Origin of the sequence: Klebsiella sp. A52 (assembly GCF_018388785.1) — a bacterium.
Lineage (GTDB): Bacteria > Pseudomonadota > Gammaproteobacteria > Enterobacterales > Enterobacteriaceae > Klebsiella > Klebsiella aerogenes.
Map to the genome: position 1 here is coordinate 2,796,833 of NZ_CP074437.1, position 20,683 is coordinate 2,817,515.

The following is a 20,683-nucleotide window of genomic DNA, read 5'->3' on the forward strand; positions in this document are numbered from 1 at the left end:
CCAGGGGCAGAAAATGACTAACAGTCGCGTTGAGAATAGCAGCGGTCGCGCAGCGCGCAAGATGAGGCTCGCACTGATGGGGCCCGCATTCATTGCTGCCATCGGCTACATCGATCCGGGTAACTTCGCCACGAATATCCAGGCTGGCGCCAGCTTTGGCTATCAATTGTTATGGGTAGTGGTATGGGCGAACCTGATGGCGATGCTGATTCAGGTGTTATCGGCCAAGCTCGGTATCGCCACCGGTAAAAACCTCGCGGAACAGATCCGCGACCATTACCCGCGCCCGGTGGTGTGGTTTTACTGGATACAGGCGGAAATTATCGCCATGGCGACCGATCTGGCTGAATTCATCGGCGCGGCCATCGGCTTTAAGCTGCTGCTCGGCGTTTCCTTATTACAGGGGGCGGTGCTGACCGGCGTCGCCACCTTCCTGATCCTGATGTTGCAGCGTCGCGGGCAGAAACCGCTGGAAAAAGTCATCGGCGGGCTGCTGCTGTTTGTGGCGGTGGCGTATGTGGTCGAGCTTATCTTCTCGCAGCCGGCGTTAGCGCCGCTGGCCAAAGGCATGATTATTCCGAGCCTGCCGAATGGCGAAGCGGTATTCCTTGCCGCCGGGGTTCTCGGGGCGACGATTATGCCGCACGTTATCTATCTGCACTCATCGCTGACGCAAAACCTGCACGACGGCTCGCGCAAAGAACGCTATAACGCCACGCGTTGGGACGTGGCGATTGCAATGACCATTGCCGGCTTCGTTAACCTGGCGATGATGGCGACCGCCGCCGCTGCGTTTCACTTCAACGGCCACACCGGCGTGGCCGATCTCGACCAGGCTTATTTAACTCTCGAACCGCTGCTTAGCCATGCCGCCGCGACGATTTTTGGTCTCAGTCTGGTTGCCGCCGGTCTCTCGTCGACGGTAGTCGGAACGCTTGCCGGGCAGGTCGTGATGCAGGGGTTTATCCGCTTCCATATTCCGCTGTGGTTTCGCCGGACTATCACCATGCTGCCGTCGTTTATCGTGATTATGATGGGGCTGGATCCAACGCGTATCCTGGTGATGAGCCAGGTATTGCTGAGCTTCGGGATTGCGCTGGCGCTGGTGCCGCTGCTGATTTTTACCAGCGATGCGCGGTTAATGGGCGATCTGGTAAACAGTCGCTGGGTAAAACGCATCGGTTGGCTGATTGTGGCGATTGTGGTGGCGCTGAACGGCTGGCTGATTATTGGTTCCGCATTAGATTAATACGGCAACAAAAAAGGGAGCTTTCGCTCCCTTTATCAATTAGTGGTGCCCGTGACCATGTCCGCGCCCGCCGCCAGGGCCTCGGCCCCAGCCGCCACGGCGATCGTTCCAGCCTTCGCGATAGCCGCGCTCGTAAGCACGACCGCGATCCCAGCCGCGTTTATCCCAACCGCGATGCCAGCCGTTATCATGGCGATGCCAGCGGTGATCGCGCCATTCATAATGACGACGCCAGTAATCACGGTCGCGCCAGCCGCCACCGTCCCAGTAGTTACCGTAACCGTCACGATCGCCAATTTGTAATTTTACCGATGGCAGCAGGGTGATTTCACCAGCATTGGCGATAACCGGCGCGCACGCCAGCAGTACCGCAGCCAGAATCAGTGACCTGAACATACTCTTCTCCTCACGATCGGGTCTTAATGACCTGTTAACCAGATATTACGAGCCGGTAAAGAGGCGTAGCATCAGGGAACTCTTAAATCGCAAGAAATAGCACTTTTTGCCAAAGTAAAAATGAGTTTACACCGCAAGGATCGCATCAATGGCGGCGCACTCTTCAGCGCTGAACCGACGATTGCTTAACATACCCACGGCATCGTCCAGTTGCGCCGTTTTACTGGCGCCGATCAGCACTGACGTCACTTTATCTTCACGCAGCACCCAGGCCAGGGCCATCTGTGATAGCTTCTGTCCGCGGCGCCCGGCAATGGCGTCAAGCTGGCGGACTTTTTCCAGCCGCTCGGCGGTGAGCTGTTCCGGCTGTAAAAAACGGCTATTGCTGGCTGCGCGCGAGTCTGGCGGAATACCGTTTAGATAGCGGTTGGTCAACTGGCCGCCAGCCAGCGGTGAAAACGCTATACTTCCCACGCCTTCGGCCTGCAGCATCGCTAATAATCCTTCTTCCACCCAGCGTTCAAACATCGAATATTTGGGTTGGTGAATCAGGCAAGGCGTGCCGAGATCGTTGAGGATAGCGATAGCCTGACGTGCCAGCTCGAGCGGGTAGTTCGATAAACCAACGTAGAGCGCTTTTCCCTGGCGAACCAGATGATCCAACGCGCGCATGGTCTCTTCCAGCGGCGTTTCCGGGTCCGGGCGGTGGTGATAAAAGATATCGACGTACTCAAGACCCATCCGCTTCAGGCTCTGGTCGAGACTGGCGACCAGATACTTACGCGATCCCCAGTCGCCATAAGGACCATCCCACATGGTATAGCCCGCTTTACTGGAGATGATGAGTTCGTCGCGGTAGGGCAGAAAATCTTCTTTCAGGATCCGCCCGAAGTTGCTCTCCGCCGATCCCGGCGGTGGGCCGTAATTGTTCGCCAGGTCGAAGTGGGTAATCCCGAGGTCGAAGGCGTGACGCAGCAACTGGCGGCTGACCTCGACCTGTGTCTCATCGCCAAAGTTATGCCACAGACCGAGAGATATCGCCGGTAGCTTCAGGCCGCTGCGCCCGCATCGGCGGTATTCCATGGTCTGATAACGCGTGTCGCTTGCCTGGTAAACCATACTTCCTCCGCATCAAAACAGGGTGTGTATACGTTTACACTAATCAATGTTGCATGCGGAGTATATGGGGATAACGCGTAAATTTTGCTTTCCACCCTCATTATTGCTCACAATCTGGACAGGTAAAACGCATATCTAATACTCAGATTACCTGCACAACAACAAGGATTATGGATATGCAACCGACTTACACCATTGGCGATTATCTGCTGGATCGTCTCGTAGATTGTGGTATCGATCGCCTGTTCGGCGTACCTGGTGATTACAACTTACAGTTTCTCGATCACGTGATAGCCCATCAAAATTTGGGATGGGTCGGCTGTGCTAACGAACTGAACGCGGCCTACGCCGCAGACGGCTATGCGCGTATAAAAGGCGCCGGCGCGCTGCTAACCACCTATGGCGTAGGTGAGTTAAGCGCGTTAAACGGAGTGGCCGGTAGCTATGCGGAACATATCCCGGTGCTGCACATTGTGGGCGCGCCATCTACCGGCGCGCAGCAGCGCGGCGAACTGCTGCACCATACCCTCGGCGATGGTGATTTCACCCATTTCTCGCGGATGAGCGAACATATTACCTGTTCTCAGGCGACGTTAACGGCGGGCAACGCCTGTCACGAAATTGACCGGGTATTAAGCGACATGCTGACCCACCACCGCCCAGGGTATCTGATGCTGCCTGCCGACGTGGCGAAGGCCCGTGCGGTGCCGCCGGCCCGCGCGCTGGTCATTAAGGGCCCCGCGGCCGATGAAAACCAGCTTGCCGGCTTTCGCGAGCACGCGGCCAAACTGTTGCGCAGCAGTCGCCGCGTGTCGCTGCTGGCGGATTTTCTCGCTCAGCGTTACGGTCTGCAAAACACACTACAGCAGTGGGTTAAGTCCGCGCCGATTACCCACGCCACCATGCTAATGGGTAAAGGGCTATTTGACGAACAGGGAACGGGGTTCGCCGGGACCTATAGCGGGATCGCCAGCGCGCCGCAAACCCGCGAAGCGATGGAAAGCGCTGATGCCATCATCTGCGTGGGTACGCGCTTTACCGATACGATTACCGCCGGCTTTACCCATCATTTGCCAACGGAGAAAACCATCGAAATCCAGCCGTTTGCCGCGCGGGTTGGCGATCATTGGTTCAGCCGAATCCCGATGGATCAGGCGCTGGCGGCCCTCATTGATGTTTCTGGCAAGCTGTCCGCGGAATGGCGCGCGCCAGATATCATCGCGCCCGACGCTTCCGGCGCGCCGCAGGGTAATCTGACGCAGAAAAACTTCTGGAGTACGGTCGAGAAACAGCTGCGGCCGGGCGATATTATTCTTGCCGATCAGGGGACCTCGGCATTCGGTATCGCCTCATTAAAACTACCCTCGCAGGCCACGCTGCTGGTGCAACCGCTATGGGGCTCAATCGGTTTCACGCTACCTGCCGCTTACGGCGCGCAGACCGCCGCCGCGGACAGAAGGGTGGTATTAATCATTGGCGATGGCGCCGCGCAGCTCACTATCCAGGAGATGAGCTCAATGCTGCGCGATAAGCAAAAACTGTTAATTTTGCTGTTGAATAACGAGGGCTACACCGTCGAGCGCGCCATTCACGGACCAGAACAGCGCTACAACGATATTGCGTTGTGGGACTGGAGCCGCTTCCCCGATGCTTTTGCGCCGGATACGCCTTCCCGCTGTTGGCGGGTATCGCAAACCGGTGAGCTGGCTGAGGCGATGGCCGATAGCGTTAACTCCGATAAGCTAACGATGGTTGAAGTGATGCTACCGAAAATGGATATTCCTGATTTCTTACGCGCGGTTACCCAGGCGCTGGAAGATCGCAACAACCGCAGCTAATCGCCGCGGCGTTTGGCAATCATCAGCGGCTTCCCGGCCAGCAGTAGCCAGGCCGGGAGCATCACGATACATAGCAGCGGCAGCAAGGTGGTATCCGGCACCACCACTGCCGCCATAAACAGGCTCAGCCAGCCGTCGCGGGTGACGACCAGCACCAGGCCGAGGATCGCGCAGGAGATGGTAATGGCGGCCGGTACCGCTTCAACGTGGGCATGCAGCATTAGCCCCAACGAGACGCCGACAAACACCGCCGGGAAAATACGCCCGCCGCGGAAGCCACAGGCGGCCGCCAGCACCAGCGCCGCCAGTTTCACCACGGCAATGAGTAGAAAATCGCCGGCGCCAAGGGTCTGGCTGGAGGCCAGTTGCTGCATTTCGTCCAGCCCTTTAAACAGCGTAATATGCCCGCCAATAACGCCCAGGATCCCCAGTAAAAACCCCCCGATACCTAGCATTAACACCGGATTTTTCAGGCGGTGGATCAGCGCGTGCAGACGCGGTAGACACCATACGGCGACCATGCCGACGGCGATGGCGATAAGCGTGACGATCGCGCCGCTGATAATATCGACGATACGCAGGTGTGGATAGTGCGGGATCGGCAGGGTGAAATTGGGATGGAAAAAGATACCGGTCGTCAATGCGCCTGCCGCCGCTGCCAGCAGTGGGGCGAATAGCCGGTCCCATAACGGAACGTCGCTGCTGCTATTGAGCGTTTGCGAAAAAATAAGCGCCGCGGCAACCGGCGTACCGAACAGCGCGCCGATGGTTCCCGATGCGGCGAGGATTGTCCAGTCCAGCGAGCTTACTCGTGGGAACAGACGTGAGCCAAGGGCGACGGCAAGCGCGATATTGACCACCATGATCGGATGTTCCGGCCCGAGACTCACGCCGCCCGCGAGGCCGAGAATCAACGCCGCCAGTAACCCCGGTAGCGCGCTGGTGGCGATGGGCGCGCCGATTAAGGATTCGGTTGCCGGATCTGGCCCACCATGTCCAGGACTGTAACGGACCACCAGCCCCACGGCGATCCCGGTGAGAGTGAGGATGGCAATTATCCATAGCGGACTATCGGCGGCAATGCCGACATGTGCCGGCAGGTCGCTCCACAAGATGCTCTGTAGGACTGCGGCTATCTTCATCGCCACAATCAATACCAGGCTGGATGCGATACCAATAAGAATGGCGGGTATCGATAACAACAGCATCGTTCTGGCGCGCGGGTGCAGCATGAAGGGTTCCTTTTAAATGTCCTGAAGCGCTACTTTGCCTGTCTCTGTAAAGAGCTTCGGCGCAAATGGTGCTGAAACGATAAACTTAAGGCCAAACCTGACGTTGCGTGTATGACATAAACTGGCATGTTACATAGATTACAGTCTAAATGTGACCAATGTCGCTAAACTACCGGCGGCTGTACGTTGGTCGTTGTTGTTATGTCGCCATGAATTTACAGTGTGCGAAAAGAATTATTTTGACTTTAGCGGAGCCGTAACGGAATGACAAAATTTGCTTTAGTAGGAGACGTCGGCGGAACTAACGCCCGTCTGGCGTTATGTGATATCGCAAGCGGGGAGATTTCCCGCGCTAAAACTTATTCCGGGCTCGATTACCCAAGCCTTGAGGCCGTTGTACGCGTCTATCTCGACGAACAAGCCGTGAAGGTCGAGGATGGCTGCATCGCCATTGCTTGCCCCATCACCGGCGACTGGGTGGCGATGACCAACCATACCTGGGCTTTTTCTATTGCCGAGATGAAAAAGAACCTCGGATTTGCGCATCTGGAAATCATTAATGATTTCACCGCGGTGTCGATGGCGATCCCAATGCTCAAAACTGAGCATCTGATCCAGTTCGGCGGCGCGCAACCGGCGGAAGGTAAACCGATCGCCGTCTACGGCGCTGGTACAGGTCTTGGCGTAGCGCACCTGGTACATGTTGATAAACGCTGGGTGAGCCTGCCGGGCGAGGGTGGCCACGTCGATTTCGCGCCGAATAGCGAAGAAGAGGGCATTATTCTCGAGGAGTTACGCAACGAGTTGGGCCACGTGTCCGCCGAACGCGTTTTGTCCGGCCCTGGATTAGTTAATCTGTATCGGGCTATCGTTAAATCCGATGGCCGTTTGCCGGAAAACCTACAGCCGAAGGACGTCACTGAACGTGCGCTGGCGGATACCTGCATTGATTGTCGCCGCGCGCTGTCGCTGTTCTGCGTCATTATGGGGCGCTTTGGCGGTAACCTGGCGCTAACCCTTGGCACATTCGGCGGCGTGTATATCGCGGGCGGCATTGTCCCGCGTTTCCTTGAGTTCTTTAAGGCGTCGGGTTTCCGCGGCGGGTTTGAAGATAAAGGGCGCTTTAAAGCCTACGTGCAGGATATTCCGGTCTATCTCATCGTTCATGATAACCCTGGCCTGCTCGGCTCCGGCGCGCATCTGCGCCAGACGCTTGGGTATATACTCTAAGCCACTCTCAGTCGGGCGGCGTTTGGCGCCGCCCATCTCATTACAGATTCATCAACTGGCGAAACTCTTTCACCTTACTGCGGCTGACCGGCACCTGAAACTCAAGGTCGCGCAATCGTAGGACGTAGGTGTTGTTGAACCATGGCTCAATTTCGCGGATTTTATTCAGATTGACGCAGTACGAGCGGTGACAGCGAAAGAAGTGCGCAGCCGGCAGCTTGCTGCAGAATTCGGTGATGTTCATCGGCATGACGAATGATTCACGGCGCGTATAGACGAAGGTCATTTTCTCATGCGCTTCCGCGTAATAAATATCGTGAATGCTGGTGACGATGATCCGCTCGTCTTTAATTAGATTAATGGTGTCGTTTTCGCGGGTTGGGTTGTGCGCGGGCGTGCCGCTTACCGCCAGTTGCTGCTGTTGCTGCCAGGCGCTGGACAGCTTCTGCAACATATTAATAATCCGTGATTCCTGATAAGGCTTGAGGATGTAGTCAAACGCTTCCAGTTCAAAGGCTTCCACCGCATGTTCTTTCCACGCGGTGATAAAGACGATGAACGGCTTATGCGCGAACTGGCTAATATTTTGCGCCAGCAGCACGCCATCCAGCGAGGGGATATTGATGTCGAGAAAGATGGCATCGACTTTATTGTGCTGCAGGAATTTCAGCACGTCGAGACCGTCGTCGAAGGTGCCGACGATCTCCATCTGGCTGTGGGTGTTAATCAACCAGGTGAGTTCCTGCTGCGCCGGGAACTCATCCTCAACAATAATGACTTTCATTTTTTCTCCGCTCATGGCAACAGCGATACCGGTTCAGTCGCCGGGGCGTGCTGGTTGGGGACGTAGAACGCAATCTCCGTCCCCGGCGTCAAGCGGCGGATATGCAGCCCTTCGCCGTAGAGCAGTTTCACCCGATGATGAACATTCAGCAGGCCAATTTTATTACCCGGCATCTCGTCGGCTTCGACGCGGGCCACCACCGCCGGGTCAATACCGTTCCCGGTATCCCGTACGCTGATGCGCACCCGGTTTCCGCATTCGTTGATGGCGATAGTCACCACGCCCTTGCCCCGACAGGGTTGAATACCGTGGACGATGGCATTTTCTACCAGAGGCTGAATGAGCAGGCTGGGGATGACGCAGCTGACCTCCTCATCAATATCATAAATCACCGTCAGCTTGTCGCCGAATCGCGCCTGCTCGATCGCAATATAATCCTTAATTTGGTATAGCTCGCGCTTGATGTCGATCTGCTCGTCATCTTTTAACTCAATGTTATAGCGCAAATAACGCGACAAATTGAAAATCAACTGCCGGGCGGTATCCGGATTCATACGGATGGAAGAGGAGATGGCGTTAAGCGCATTAAACAGAAAATGAGGATTTATTTTACTCTGCAGGGCGCGTAGTTCCGCTTTATTGGCCATTTCACGCAGCTGTTCGGCCCGGGAGACCTCAAGCTGGGTGGAGATTATTTGCGACAGGCCGATCGCCATCTCCTGCAGCGAGGAGGTAATACGATGCGCGTGGCAGTAGTAAATTTTCAGCGTGCCGGTCACCACACCTTTCTCGCGTAGCGGAATCACCAGCATGGAGTGGATCTCCGGCGTTCTGTAGGCTTCATCGTTGTTTTTAATGATGATGGTGTCGCTTTCAATAGCTTTACGAGTCGTTGGGCTGATATCGTTGTTGCGATCGTTATAGTTATTTTCCCCATAGCCAACGTAGGCCAGCACCCGGTCAGTGGTGGTAATCGCGACCGCATCGGCATTGATGTCCCTGCGAATAATATCGCAAACCTGACGCAGCGATTCGCTGTTAACGTGACGGAACAGCGGCAGCGTTTTGTTGGCGATATCCAACGCCAGTTTTGCCTGGCGCGCCGCGCTGGCCTCTTTCTCGCCTTCCACGCTCTGGACCAGCAGTACAATAAAACCGATGCAGATGCTGCCAAGGATCATCGGGATGCCGATTTTGGAGACAATATCGATCCCCAGCGCCAGCGTCGGCGCCCACAGCACCACGAGGATCATGGTTAGCGTTTCACACAGCATCCCGGCCAGAATCCCCACCTTCCAGCGCTGGGCTTTCGGGATTTTGCGGTTGATAAGCCCGGAAAGCAGCCCGGCGACAATACTGGTGATAAAGCAGGGGATGGCGGTCACACCGTCAATATCAATGAGATAGCGGTGTACCCCGGCAATTACGCCGACAATCGCGCCGACCCACGGGCCAAACAGGATCCCGCCGGACATCACCGCGATAATACGTACGTTGACCAGCGAACCTTCTACCGGAACGCCGGACCAGGTGCTGAACAGCGCGAACATGGAGAAGATGGCGGTGACCGCCAGCAGCTCGCGAGGCGTATGCGCCGATTTATGCAGCAGTTCGCGAAACAGGCGTAAGCGGATAAGAAAAAAGAGGCAAATGAGCATTAATGCCGCGCGGTCAAAAACCGCCAGCAGCATATTAAAAATATCGTGCATGGGTGCGCCCAGGATTCGCAGGAAAGCAATATGATAGAAAACCTCGCGCCAGAAGGCTAGCCGCAGAAATCAATGAGGAACAAGCACAAAAATAAAAGGGGATAAGTGGATATCTCCAGCTATCAGGGCGTTGATGGGGAGTGATGATATATTACAGTATTATAAATGATATCAATATGTTAATTGTTTATTTAATATATGCACGTTTTAGGGAGGCGTTCTGCCGCATACTAATAAGTAATGCCTTATTTTTGGCGCCAACGATTATTTTTTATCAACCCTCTCGACAGCGTGTTTTTTTTCAGGTTATTTTCTAAGCGAGCCACATCGGTGGCCGCGTCGCTCGGACGGTCCGGGCGCTAACGTTAATCTGAGGAATCTATGGCTGAATTCAGTCCTGAACGCCGTTTTACGCGTATCGATCGTCTCCCTCCGTATGTTTTTAACATTACTGCCGAACTGAAAATGGCTGCGCGTCGGCGCGGCGAAGATATTATCGATTTCAGTATGGGTAACCCGGATGGCGCCACGCCGCCGCATATCGTCGAAAAACTCTGTACCGTTGCCCAGCGCCCGGATACCCACGGTTACTCTACCTCTCGCGGTATTCCGCGTCTGCGCCGCGCGATTTCGCGCTGGTACCAGGAGCGTTATGAGGTCGATATCGACCCGGAATCAGAAGCCATCGTGACGATTGGTTCGAAAGAGGGGCTGGCGCATCTGATGCTGGCGACGCTCGATCATGGCGATACGGTGCTGGTGCCAAACCCCAGTTATCCGATTCATATTTACGGCGCGGTTATCGCCGGGGCGCAGGTCCGTTCCGTCCCGCTGGTGGAAGGCGTTGATTTCTTCAATGAACTGGAACGCGCGATCCGTGAAAGTTATCCGAAGCCAAAAATGATGATTCTGGGCTTCCCGTCTAACCCTACCGCCCAGTGCGTTGAACTCGATTTCTTCGAAAAAGTCGTCGCGCTGGCGAAACGTTATGACGTGCTGGTGGTGCACGATCTGGCCTACGCCGACATCGTCTATGATGGCTGGAAAGCGCCGTCGATTATGCAGGTGCCCGGTGCGCGCGATGTGGCTGTCGAATTCTTCACCCTGTCAAAAAGCTACAACATGGCCGGCTGGCGTATTGGTTTTATGGTAGGGAACAAAACGCTGGTTAATGCGCTGGCCCGCATCAAAAGCTACCATGACTACGGTACCTTCACGCCGTTGCAGGTAGCGGCGATTGCCGCGCTGGAAGGCGATCAGCAGTGCGTGCGTGATATTGCGGAACAATATAAACGTCGCCGTGATGTGCTGGTGAAAGGGCTGCATGAAGCCGGCTGGATGGTTGAATGCCCGAAAGCGTCAATGTACGTGTGGGCGAAAATTCCGGAGCCATATGCGGCGATGGGCTCGCTGGAGTTCGCTAAAAAGTTGCTGCAGGAGGCCAAAGTGTGCGTCTCGCCGGGAATCGGCTTTGGCGACTATGGCGATACTCATGTGCGTTTCGCATTAATCGAAAACCGCGATCGTATTCGTCAGGCCATCCGCGGTATCAAATCCATGTTCCGCGCAGATGGGCTGCTACCGGCAGCTGGTAAAACGGTAGCTGAACACCACGAATAAAAAATGGGAGCCGTCTGGCTCCCATCTCTTTACTGCATAGCAGGTTAAATCATCAGGGCGAAGGTACCGGCCCAAACGATGACCATAAAAGAAATTCCCATCAAAAAGTATTTCACGACATGTCACTCCGCATTTTGGCGAAACGCCTAAATGAATTTAACTTTAACCATTGCAGGATTGTCGCAGATAAAACCAGACTATTCTGGCAGCTGCGGCAAACCGAAATTCTGTGCGTTAACTGCTCCAGATGGCGCTAATGTACGCTTAAAAAATGGTGGAAACAAGATCCATTTTTTTATTAATTTTTAGTTACTTACGACTGTCGTGAATAGGCGACACATTAATTTCATTCGGTAATAAATTCAATTACGGCGACGATGATTTTAAGCAATACCCTGACATTCTGTAGTTATTTGATTTTGGGATTTTTTCTATTGGCGGGAAGGTGCAGAAATCACTTTCTGCACCCTATCGCGATGAGGTTAGTGGCCGGTCGTCGGCGCGCGCCATTGATGTGGATAACGTGCGGGAACAAAGCGCAAGGTAAGCGCCATTAAGAGGAAAACGCAGATGGCGTGGAATTCCCAGTCTAGCTGGTAGTTTCCGCTCAGGCTGCGCAGCAGCCCTGAAAGCCACGGCGATAAACCGGCGATAATAAAACCGATGCCCTGCATAAACGCCACCAGCCGACCGGCGACGGCAGGCTGCGGTGAATGGTCCAGCGCCAGTACCAGGCACAGCGGGAAGGCGCCGCCCAGTCCTATGCCGCAGCTCACCGCCCACAGCAGCGGCCACTGTTGTGGCCACCAGATGAAACCGCAGAACCCGAGCAACTGCAGCGCCAGCGCCAACATCAGCAGCTTACGGCGATCTTCGTGGCGAGCGAGCATCGGTAGTAACAGCGCGCCGGCGGTTTGGCCGACGGTCATCAATGCCAGAAGCGTGCCGCTAAACTGAGCGCTGTGGCCAAGCTGCATATAATAGGGCGGTAACCAGGCAATCAGGCTGGCGTAGCCGCCATTGATCAGCCCGAAATAAAGGCCAAGCGTCCAGGCCCGATGGTGACGAAAGACCGACGGCGCGGCTTGCGCCGATGCGGCAACCGGCGCGGCGGGCAGCATTTTGCTGATCGGCAACCAGCCAATGAGCGCAGCCAGGGCCGGTAGCGTCCACCATGCCAGCGCGTGGTGCCAGAGCGCGCTTTGCTGCGCAAGCCAGGGGGTGAGCGCGGCGCCAAGGCCGCCTCCGCCCATCAACGCCGCTGACCACAATCCCATGACCTGCGGCGTGCGGCGATGAAAAAGACGCTTGATGACGCTGGGAATAATCGCCTGAATCACGCCGATGCCAATCCCGCCGAGCAGCGCGCTACTAAGCAGCAGGCCGCTTTGCGGCGCCAGCTCGCGCAGGAGCGCGCCAATGCCAATCGCCAGCAGACTTAACGCAATACTGCGGTTTTCGCTAACGTGGCGGTTAATCCATCCGCCAGCGAGCGCCAGCCCCCCCATCGCGATGACCGGAAGCGCGGTCAACAGTGAAACCAGGGTAAAGCTCATACCGGTTGCCTGTTGCAGTTGCGGCAGCAATGGACCTATCGAGGTCAGTAGCGGGCGCATATTAATGCCGATCAGTACCAGCACAAATAACGTCAGCGTATTGCGTTGCGTCTGGCTCATTACGCTTTACCCGCCCAGCGCTGATACAGGGCCAGCCCTTCGGGTTGTGGGCAGTGGTGAATGGGGAGTGATTGGTCATCCAATGGCTGCTGCAATTGTTGGTAGATAGCGGCGGTAGAGAGATTGAAGCGCTCGCCATCCTGATTGCTGTTGGCAAAATAGACTTCGCGCACGCCGGTTAAATACATCGCGCTCAGACACATCGGGCAGGGTTGTCCGCTGGCGTAAACCACGCATTCGCGCAATATCTGATTGCCCAGACGTAGAGAAACGTCGCGTATGGCGTTGAGTTCAGCGTGCGCGGTAGGATCGCCGCTCTGGTGCAAGGTATTCACCGCTTCGGCAATGACTTCACCCTGGCGCACGATGACGGCGCCGAATGGGCGGCCGCCGTTTTCAACATTTTTGGCAGCAAGCGTAATGGCGCGCTGAAGATAGTTATCATGAGTAGGCATGAGCGGCTCCTGTAGATACTGTTATCGGTTTGCAACTGTTTTGGTCCGGGAAAAACATGTGGTGTTAATTCAGAGCACATTGCGCTCCCCTCCTGCCGGGAACGTCTCAGTGATTTTGAAGCCACCAACACCGGCAGTTTCAGTAACCATGGGGACAGCGGTAGAAATTTTCAGCTCGCCATGGCACGGACCGTAGGCCGGATAAGGCACAGCCGCCATCCGGCTCGAAAGCGGCTTTTTACCCGCGGTTATTGCCAGGCGGCGCTATGCTTGCGCGGGCCTACAGAGCACATGCCGGCGTAGAGGCCGGGTAAAAGAACTCAGTCGGCGGCAGGCTGGAGATTGAACCCTGCTTCAGGGTAGCGAGCTTATGCCATAAGCTAAAAGACTTATTTATGATTGAGTCAATAAGATTTGCTTATGGGTTGCCGAAATACTACTGAGTTCTCTCACGCGAGGATGATTTTTGCCAGACATGCGGTTTATCTACCAGGTATATCCAACGCCAAGGATGCCATACAGTTCTCCGCTGTGCTGGACAATGGGGCTATCGGCAATATCGTCATCATAGCGTTCGTAGTTTGCCGCTACCATAGCGACCCAATGCGGGCTAAAGCGGTAGCTGGTAATGATGGCGACCATTGGCGATACCGTCGTACCGGTATCCCACTGCGGGCGCTCGGGCGTCGCCTCGCCTGCTGAGACGCCGCCAAAATAGTAGTTCGCCATGTTATGGCTACGCACCATCAGCCCCATACCGGGCATCACCAGCAGATTGTCTTTAACAATCGGAAAATCGGCCCATAACAGCAGCTCCTGGCCGTTGCTGCGACCGCTGATATCGGAACTGATGCGCGCGCTTATCAGCGCGTATGGCGTGATCCAGGTAGCGCCAATACCGCCTTCCAGTTCCCCTTTACGTTCGTCCATTCCCTTGAATGCCGCATCGTCGCTGGGATCTAAATTACCGAAACGCCAGCGCCCATAGCCGTAAAGCGCGATATTGTCATCAAGGTGAAAGTAGTAGCGGGCGCGATCGCCGAGATACATTAACTGGTCGCCAAAATACAATCCTCCGGGAATAAAGTGGGTTTCGTTGTCCTGCTTTTGGTAGCGTGCGGTACCGCTAATGGCGGCGCCGCCGAGAACCCATCCTTTAGGCACCGGGCTATTCGGGTTATCGGCGGAAAAAATGTCGATTGAGCCGAGGTCGACCTCAGCGCTAGCGGAACCGCAATACAAAGCAAGCGTACCGAGAATGGCTATGGGGCATTGGGATAGTTTGAGCATGAGCTTATAGTTGGCGTGAGATGATGAAGTCGATGTGAATCGACCGTGATAAACAATAGAAGATATATAGACGATAGCGAACGCGGTAGGGGGATATTTTTTGTCTTTTATCGTACTTTTTCTGTTTTGCTTTTACTCGGGAAAGCAAAGTGCGCCGGTATCAGCACTATCACTGTAACAGTAGCGGATTATCCGTGTGAATAATCCGCACAAAAATGAATATCATGAATTGAGAATCAGTTCAGAGAGTGAAGCCATCGAATGATTTTCGTTGGTGACGATGCCTTCTTTTTTTAGTTTTTCCATGATGGATTTAAAAGCGAGCTGTTTACTGCTTTCTGTCGCATTAAGTAGGTCGCGGTTAAAGGCGGGATTAGATTGAATGATATAATTAATGAATTCGAGCAGCAGCTTATTCTGCGGCGGCGTGGATGGCTCATTAATGGTTTTTTCATTATATGAATTCATCGCGGCTTCAGAATGTTCCAGCGGACGACTACTGATGGTGTGCTCGTAAATTTTCTCAATTTCTTTACAGGTAATGTACAGCTTGCTTAGCTCAATCGTCGGCTTATCATCATTATCAGGAATGAAATTGCAGTAGATGACGTTTTTAGCCGGAGAGATAATGCTCAGTGAATCTTCTTGTTGAATGTTGTCCGGATTCTCCAGCACATCCATTAGATTTCTTGAATGAGTGTGCCATAAACCAGAAACTGAAACGTTGAGTTTAATTTTGGCGATGGCGCTGTCGTGATTGGCATCAATGACCGACACATTTTCATTCAGGGTGATGATATTGTTTATTTTAGAGTGCTGAGACCAGGGTTTATTGGCTTTGGTAATGTCATCAAAACCACCGTAGCCGTATGACGAATCGCCAACCCCTTGATTCCTGGTTAAGGCGCTATTGAGAGTGCCGCGATTTTTTTTCAGTTTCAGGCACAGGCTGATAGCGCCGATATCGTGCCAGTGAAGTAAATCTTCCAGTTCGCACTGCAAGAGTTTTTGCGCACGAGCGATAGAGCAATACTCCAGCGGTGGGAGATTGTTCAACTTCCAAATGTTTCTTTCTATCTTATTCATGGCGTTAATTTAATATAAATGTTTTAAATGGTTTGCGTGTTCTGATTAACAGAACGCGAGCGTTTTTATTCGACTACACAATCCTTTTCATGAAAAACTATTCATCAGAGGAATGTGAGTTTATAGTTCATAATATTTATACGGCGGAGGATGGTTAAAATACCCTCTGTAGATAATTATAATCCCTGTTTTATAAATAAGGAATAGAACAATGCTTAATTAACGGTAAGCCGGGTTTGAACTATAATAAATTACTCTAAAACTGAATGCGTTAGATGTTAATGATTGTATCGATAAATAAAAAAGACGCCGCAGCGCCTTTTTATAGTAACCATCGCAGGCATAAATTAGCGGGCGCTCTTCTGGAGAGTAAAACCGCCATCCCCCACCTGCGCCGTGGCATACCACGCCATTAATTCCTCGGTACCCGGCGCGCCTTCGGCTGGTGCCCATGGCGCGGAATCCTGCTCGGCTACCGGCTGATAGCCTCCGTGCTTGACTTCAAAAATGATACCGCCGCGATCGAGCGACAGTACCGCATGCCAGGTACCGGCCGCCATTTCCAGCGCCGTGCATTCTTCTCCTAATACCACGCGGTGGGTCACGGTGCCTTGTTCATCGAAGTTCAGTACTACAAAACGGCCGCTTAACGGCAGCAGCAGCTCAAAAGTATGAGGATGACGGTGAGGACGAATGTAAGTTCCCGGCTCCATGGCAATGGCCAGACGCTGTACCGGATCGCTGAGTTCCGGATGGAAGTTACGATGCGCCCGTAGGCGGGGCGAGACCGCGGCGGCCGCGCTCTGTTGTTGCATATCACTGATAGTGATTTGTTTCATGTATACCGCCTGCAAAAAAAGATGACTCAGGGCTTACGCCGGTTTGCATGACTAAGGTGGAGTTGAGCAATCTGCGCTACGAAGCGCAGATTGCTCTCCCGGTTACCTGATTATGCACATTTAACGCCATTAGCATAGGGTGATTTATCTATTTCATATTGATGAATATATTTAAGTGATTTTTTATTTTTTTAGTGGCGTTGCTTAATTTTATCTCATCTCAATCATTATTCTTTTATTGTTGGCGAAGGTGTGTAGCATAAAAATAGGGGGGAAATAGCAACATACCTGAGCGTTTCTTACAGAGGGAAACATAATTGAGTATGCAATCTATAAGTGACTGGGTAAGCAAGCTTGAGCCGCTTTGTGCCGAAATAGAAACGGCGTATCTTGATTTTATTATTGACCAGAGCGGTCTCGATTATTCCATTATCCCGGCACTTGAGGAGTTTTCTCCCCCTCTTCAATGGCAGTCCCTTTACCTTGGTCTGCCGGAGGAATCTCTGCCCGAAATGGCGCCGCTCCTGATTCGTATCGCACTTAATGCCCCGCTACAGCGGCAGTGGTTTATCGAACTGGCGTATAAAACGCAAACCAGAACGCCATTACTGGCAATAGGGTCGCAGTGGGCTTTCTCCACGCTAGCCGAATGGCTAACTGACTGCGTTGATGCAACGCATGAGGGGCGATCAGGCCTTTTTCGCTACTTTGACGCTCGTCTATTTCCGTGGCTATTTTCCGATATTCTGCAACCCGAGCAGCAAGCGCAGCTACGTCGTCCCGCACTCTTCTGGAGCTGGCTGGATCTTGATGCCAGGCCGGCACTATTGATCGGTCACGGCGCTCCGCTTGGGCTTGGTGAAAAATGCCAGAAAATCGCTTTCAGTGATGAGCAATTCGAAGTGATGATGTGTCTTTGCGACGTTAGGTTATTTCTTCGCCATCGAAGTCTGCCGGACAGCTTGTTCAGCTCCCAAGAGGAACGCTTTTCAGCCTGCTTTCGGGCGATGTTGGATGCGACAAAAAATGGAATTTTGCTGGACAACGATCGCGAGGAATGGGTGATGAATACCCTGGTGGAACGGCACTCTCTTGCAGAATGAAAACCAAATCATGACTCACATGCCTCGTTATTGATAAAGGAATATTCCATGAACCTAACATTTCCGCGCGTGATACTGGTGGCATTGCTGCTGACTGTCGCCAGCCAAGGGGCGCTGGCGGGAACCATTAAAGCCATCAATCATACCCGTTGGGCGATTAACGCTTTCAGCGTCGATGGCCAGTCGGGAATAGACATTATCGGGCCGTATCAGGGGGGCGGTGGTGGATGCTGTTACCAGGTACCTGCGAAATGGAGACCAGGGATGACGGTAAAGGTGAACTGGGAAACGGGGGTGGCTTTTGCCAGCGATGTTCCTGATATCCCAGAGCCTGAACGGCCTGATACCTCTAGAATGAGTGAAAAAGAATATTATCAGGCGTGGCAAAGTTATTCAAATGAAATACAAGAGTGGTATAAAAAAATCAATGCATTAGGTGGACATCATTCATTTTTAGTTTCGGTACCGGACTATACGGGACAGGAAACCTGCGGGATCACCGTGCATTTTTTGCCTTGCGATCGGGCCAAAGTGACCACCAGTTGTGCCAACTACGGCAGTCCGGGATACCCCATTAAGGAACCTATAAAGATGATGGAGCCGAAATTATGTCCGCGATAATTAGCGAGCGGGCATGGTACCCGCCTGCGTTTCCGGCGCAAGGACGTTTACCGACGCAAGCCGCGCTGGTAGGGCAGAATAGCCTCCGCCAGGAGAGCCTTGAAACGGCCTACCGACAGCAATTATCGCTGGCCGTCGGGCGGCGCGTGGAGCCCCCCTGTTGCAAAACACTGCATATCAGCCTGTTTTTTGATGGCACCGGTAATAACCTTAATCACGATCTTTTTGTCGCCAATCCGAAGCATCCAACTAATATTGCCCGCCTGTTCCGCGCCACTATTGGCCAGGGTTATGCTGGTGGGTTGGCGGATAAAGGGCCTGAGCTGCTGGATGCCAGCAACAGTGACGGCAATAAATACTACAAATATTATATTCCCGGCGTCGGTACTCCTTTCCCGGAGGTGATGGATCTGGATTTCAGCATAATGGGACTCGCCGCGGCAACACACGGCGAAGACCGGATAAACTGGGGGCTGCTACGGCTGGTCGATGCTCTCAAACGGACCATGGATAAGGATGCGCTCTCGGATGGCGACAGCTGGAAGGCGGTCAAAAAGATGGCAACATCGATGGTTTCCTTTGGCCTGACCGGCAGCGCTAACCGCTATGAAACCATCCATAATCTGTTGAATGCAATGTCCGCAGATCTGCGCAAAGCGCTGCTGCCCGCTATGCCCGGCAAACAGAAGCTATTAGGCATTAAGCTGTATGTGTATGGTTTTTCTCGTGGAGCGGCAGCGGCCAGGACCTTTGTTAACTGGCTGAGCGAACTGCTGCCAAAGCCAGGGGAGGGAGAAACAAAGCCCGAACAGTGTCTGGCGGTGGGAGAGCTGAAGATCCCATTAAGCGTGGAGTTTCTGGGCCTGTTAGATACCGTTGCTTCAGTGGGGGTCGCGCATATTGCCCCCGTAGCGGAAGGACATATGGGGTGGGCGGACGGAAGCCAGGAGCTGCCGGATGAAGAGTTCTACGGCGGATTTATCAAACGCTGTGTACATCTGGTTTCGGCACATGAACAGCGGCTGTGTTTCCCGCTGGATTCCATTCGCCGCCCGGACGGCAAATACCCGGCGAATAGCGTGGAGGTTATTTATCCGGGGGTGCACTCGGATATAGGGGGAGGATATCCGCCGGGGGATCAGGGAAAAGGTGATTCTGATTTAGAATTAATATCCCAAATTGCGCTGAATGATATATACGCTGCAGCCTATAATATAGGTGCGCCATTAAAGGTGAAGCTGCAAAGTTTACCTGTTGATTTGCAAAAGGATCTTTGGCGCGTTATGCCCGTCCAATTAGTTCGTGACTTTGATATTTCTCCAGAAGTGGTTCTGCGTTTTAACAGTTGGAGGACTTTAACTTTAAGTGTTGAAAGTTACGCCAAAGATATTAGTAAAGAACTGGCCGCCAAATATGACCCACAACGTGCTCCCCTCTGCCTGGAACGAGCCCTGGAAGAACAGATCGCTTGGATCACCGCATGGCGCATTAATCGCTATGCCGGCGGTAGCTACAAGACCCAGCGCTTTTACATCGATTCTGCGGCAAATGGACTGGATAAAGATAGCGATCCGCAGGTCAGAAAAAAATCTGAAGCTGAGAGAGAGGAGGCCCAACAGGCGGTAGAAAAAGCACGGCGTAAACGTATTGTTGAGCAAGATCAGGAGTCCGCGTTTCTGATGCTGCCGCAGGGGCCAAAAGATTTTGATGCCGCGCTTGGGCAGACGCAATTGCGTCAGGCGGCAGATGAGTTTCGGGAGGATTATCATCGACTATCGCGTACGGATAACGGCAATTGGTTGTTTAAGGCCGTCGACGCAATGAGTAATGCGATTTTCCTGCTAAATGGTGATGATGAATACGGTGAGTGGCTAAAAATAAAAACCACAGGCGCCGAGCGAGAAAAAATACTTTTTCCGCCGCAGGGTGAGAGCAGTAATGCCCATCTGCCAGCAGGACTGGTACGGGCGTTGTTCGACGAGCAAATACATGATTCCCGCGCATGGTTTATGCACAGCGCTCTAGGAGCCCGCGAGCCGTGGGGGAGTTATTTTCTGCAGCGGATGATCTACTTTGGCAGCCGAAGTAGTAAACCGCTAACTCCACTGATGATTGCTGGTGCGGTAGTTGGGGCAGCGACGGTCGCAGGCGGTGTCGCCGTTATCATTAAACAGAAGCGGGTAATGGGTGAGCTTATTGGGGTAATTGGCGCTGCGGGGGCTATTTATCTGGAAACTCAGGCAATCGATCTGCTTTCTGGTAAGCCATTATCGATGCTGAAAAACGCCGCGCAGTTACAGTTGCCCACCATGGAGCCTGGCCTGGTCGTTGCCGGTCAAACCCAGATGATTAGTGAGCAGCGGCTGGCGCTGAAGAAATCACAAATAGAAAAGCGTTGGACGGAATCAATAGCCTCAGCGCTGCTGGTATAGTTGG

General features: G+C 53.5%; 18 protein-coding genes. 7 read left to right on the plus strand and 11 right to left on the minus strand.

Annotation, left to right across the window (positions count from 1 at the left end):
• The first annotated feature begins 13 nt into the window (after positions 1–13).
• Positions 14–1,249: an Nramp family divalent metal transporter gene (locus tag KGA69_RS13290; protein ID WP_045391579.1), complete on the plus strand. Its 1,236-nt coding sequence runs from the start codon at positions 14–16 to the stop codon at positions 1,247–1,249.
• 39 nt (positions 1,250–1,288) lie between these two features.
• On the opposite strand, the gene KGA69_RS13295 is transcribed toward KGA69_RS13290, so the two are convergent.
• Complete coding sequence (locus KGA69_RS13295) at positions 1,289–1,645, minus strand: DUF2502 domain-containing protein (protein ID WP_013878154.1); 357 nt, start codon at positions 1,643–1,645, stop codon at positions 1,289–1,291.
• Between the two features lie 126 nt (positions 1,646–1,771).
• A complete protein-coding gene (gene mgrA, locus KGA69_RS13300; protein WP_045391576.1) occupies positions 1,772–2,764 on the minus strand; it encodes an L-glyceraldehyde 3-phosphate reductase in 993 nt (330 codons plus the stop codon).
• Between the two features lie 176 nt (positions 2,765–2,940).
• Here mgrA and KGA69_RS13305 point away from each other — a divergent pair, with 176 nt between their 5' ends.
• Positions 2,941–4,602, plus strand: coding sequence for an alpha-keto acid decarboxylase family protein (locus KGA69_RS13305; RefSeq protein WP_045391573.1), 1,662 nt, complete (start codon positions 2,941–2,943; stop codon positions 4,600–4,602).
• Here KGA69_RS13305 and KGA69_RS13310 read toward each other — a convergent pair.
• Positions 4,599–5,834, minus strand: a complete 1,236-nt coding sequence (locus KGA69_RS13310) for an ion channel protein (RefSeq protein WP_063447749.1) — start codon at positions 5,832–5,834, stop codon at positions 4,599–4,601. The genes KGA69_RS13305 and KGA69_RS13310 overlap by 4 nt on opposite strands.
• 264 nt (positions 5,835–6,098) lie before the next feature.
• Between KGA69_RS13310 and glk the strand changes: the two genes are divergently transcribed.
• Positions 6,099–7,064 (plus strand): glucokinase, encoded by a 966-nt coding sequence (gene glk / locus KGA69_RS13315; protein WP_045391567.1) that lies wholly within the window; start codon positions 6,099–6,101, stop codon positions 7,062–7,064.
• Between the two features lie 40 nt (positions 7,065–7,104).
• Here glk and KGA69_RS13320 read toward each other — a convergent pair whose 3' ends face one another.
• Together KGA69_RS13320 and KGA69_RS13325 are read right to left on the minus strand one after the other, a co-directional pair.
• Positions 7,105–7,848, minus strand: a complete 744-nt coding sequence (locus KGA69_RS13320; protein ID WP_045391564.1) for a LytR/AlgR family response regulator transcription factor — start codon at positions 7,846–7,848, stop codon at positions 7,105–7,107.
• A gap of 11 nt (positions 7,849–7,859) precedes the next feature.
• Positions 7,860–9,557 (minus strand): sensor histidine kinase, encoded by a 1,698-nt coding sequence (locus KGA69_RS13325; protein ID WP_045391561.1) that lies wholly within the window; start codon positions 9,555–9,557, stop codon positions 7,860–7,862.
• Between the two features lie 381 nt (positions 9,558–9,938).
• On the opposite strand from KGA69_RS13325, the gene alaC reads away from it, so the two are divergent.
• A complete protein-coding gene (gene alaC / locus KGA69_RS13330; protein ID WP_045391558.1) occupies positions 9,939–11,177 on the plus strand; it encodes an alanine transaminase in 1,239 nt (412 codons plus the stop codon).
• Between the two features lie 44 nt (positions 11,178–11,221).
• Here the strand turns inward: alaC and ypdK are convergent, their stop codons facing one another.
• From ypdK to KGA69_RS13360, 6 genes are all read right to left on the minus strand, one after another.
• Positions 11,222–11,293, minus strand: a complete 72-nt coding sequence (gene ypdK / locus KGA69_RS13335; protein WP_077777854.1) for a membrane protein YpdK — start codon at positions 11,291–11,293, stop codon at positions 11,222–11,224.
• A gap of 366 nt (positions 11,294–11,659) precedes the next feature.
• Positions 11,660–12,853: a cyanate transporter gene (locus KGA69_RS13340; RefSeq protein ID WP_045391555.1), complete on the minus strand. Its 1,194-nt coding sequence runs from the start codon at positions 12,851–12,853 to the stop codon at positions 11,660–11,662.
• The gene (locus KGA69_RS13345; RefSeq protein ID WP_045391552.1) at positions 12,853–13,308 is read right to left on the minus strand and encodes a nucleoside deaminase; all 456 of its coding nucleotides are present in this window, start codon (positions 13,306–13,308) and stop codon (positions 12,853–12,855) included. The genes KGA69_RS13340 and KGA69_RS13345 overlap by 1 nt, the downstream gene beginning before the upstream one ends.
• A gap of 486 nt (positions 13,309–13,794) precedes the next feature.
• A complete protein-coding gene (locus tag KGA69_RS13350; protein ID WP_052667981.1) occupies positions 13,795–14,472 on the minus strand; it encodes a MipA/OmpV family protein in 678 nt (225 codons plus the stop codon).
• A gap of 348 nt (positions 14,473–14,820) precedes the next feature.
• Complete coding sequence (locus tag KGA69_RS13355; RefSeq protein WP_045391545.1) at positions 14,821–15,684, minus strand: hypothetical protein; 864 nt, start codon at positions 15,682–15,684, stop codon at positions 14,821–14,823.
• Between the two features lie 347 nt (positions 15,685–16,031).
• Entirely contained in the window at positions 16,032–16,523 is a 492-nt protein-coding gene (locus tag KGA69_RS13360) for a WbuC family cupin fold metalloprotein (RefSeq protein WP_045391542.1), read from the minus strand.
• 323 nt (positions 16,524–16,846) lie between these two features.
• Here KGA69_RS13360 and KGA69_RS13365 point away from each other — a divergent pair, with 323 nt between their 5' ends.
• The 3 genes from KGA69_RS13365 to KGA69_RS13375 are packed head-to-tail and all read left to right on the plus strand — an operon-like array spanning position 16,847 to position 20,679.
• Positions 16,847–17,626 (plus strand): DUF4123 domain-containing protein, encoded by a 780-nt coding sequence (locus tag KGA69_RS13365; RefSeq protein WP_045391539.1) that lies wholly within the window; start codon positions 16,847–16,849, stop codon positions 17,624–17,626.
• A 48-nt stretch (positions 17,627–17,674) separates the two neighbouring features.
• A complete protein-coding gene (locus KGA69_RS13370) occupies positions 17,675–18,247 on the plus strand; it encodes a DUF3304 domain-containing protein (RefSeq protein WP_045391536.1) in 573 nt (190 codons plus the stop codon).
• Positions 18,235–20,679, plus strand: a complete 2,445-nt coding sequence (locus KGA69_RS13375; protein ID WP_213292384.1) for a T6SS phospholipase effector Tle1-like catalytic domain-containing protein — start codon at positions 18,235–18,237, stop codon at positions 20,677–20,679. Before KGA69_RS13370 ends, KGA69_RS13375 begins: the two co-directional genes overlap by 13 nt.
• The last annotated feature ends 4 nt before the right edge of the window (positions 20,680–20,683 follow it).

Bases quoted from the DNA above. Each gene is read 5' to 3' on its own strand.
- glk (WP_045391567.1), top strand. From the start codon at position 6,099: ATGACAAAATTTGCTTTAGTAGGAGACGTCGGCGGAACTAACGCCCGT.
- KGA69_RS13375 (WP_213292384.1), top strand. From the start codon at position 18,235: ATGTCCGCGATAATTAGCGAGCGGGCATGGTACCCGCCTGCGTTTCCG.
- KGA69_RS13295 (WP_013878154.1), bottom strand. From the start codon at position 1,645: ATGTTCAGGTCACTGATTCTGGCTGCGGTACTGCTGGCGTGCGCGCCG.
- KGA69_RS13310 (WP_063447749.1), bottom strand. From the start codon at position 5,834: ATGCTGCACCCGCGCGCCAGAACGATGCTGTTGTTATCGATACCCGCC.
- KGA69_RS13345 (WP_045391552.1), bottom strand. From the start codon at position 13,308: ATGCCTACTCATGATAACTATCTTCAGCGCGCCATTACGCTTGCTGCC.
- KGA69_RS13340 (WP_045391555.1), bottom strand. From the start codon at position 12,853: ATGAGCCAGACGCAACGCAATACGCTGACGTTATTTGTGCTGGTACTG.
- KGA69_RS13325 (WP_045391561.1), bottom strand. From the start codon at position 9,557: ATGCACGATATTTTTAATATGCTGCTGGCGGTTTTTGACCGCGCGGCA.
- KGA69_RS13365 (WP_045391539.1), top strand. From the start codon at position 16,847: ATGCAATCTATAAGTGACTGGGTAAGCAAGCTTGAGCCGCTTTGTGCC.
- KGA69_RS13360 (WP_045391542.1), bottom strand. From the start codon at position 16,523: ATGAAACAAATCACTATCAGTGATATGCAACAACAGAGCGCGGCCGCC.
- alaC (WP_045391558.1), top strand. From the start codon at position 9,939: ATGGCTGAATTCAGTCCTGAACGCCGTTTTACGCGTATCGATCGTCTC.
- KGA69_RS13355 (WP_045391545.1), bottom strand. From the start codon at position 15,684: ATGAATAAGATAGAAAGAAACATTTGGAAGTTGAACAATCTCCCACCG.
- KGA69_RS13320 (WP_045391564.1), bottom strand. From the start codon at position 7,848: ATGAAAGTCATTATTGTTGAGGATGAGTTCCCGGCGCAGCAGGAACTC.
- KGA69_RS13305 (WP_045391573.1), top strand. From the start codon at position 2,941: ATGCAACCGACTTACACCATTGGCGATTATCTGCTGGATCGTCTCGTA.
- KGA69_RS13370 (WP_045391536.1), top strand. From the start codon at position 17,675: ATGAACCTAACATTTCCGCGCGTGATACTGGTGGCATTGCTGCTGACT.
- KGA69_RS13290 (WP_045391579.1), top strand. From the start codon at position 14: ATGACTAACAGTCGCGTTGAGAATAGCAGCGGTCGCGCAGCGCGCAAG.
- mgrA (WP_045391576.1), bottom strand. From the start codon at position 2,764: ATGGTTTACCAGGCAAGCGACACGCGTTATCAGACCATGGAATACCGC.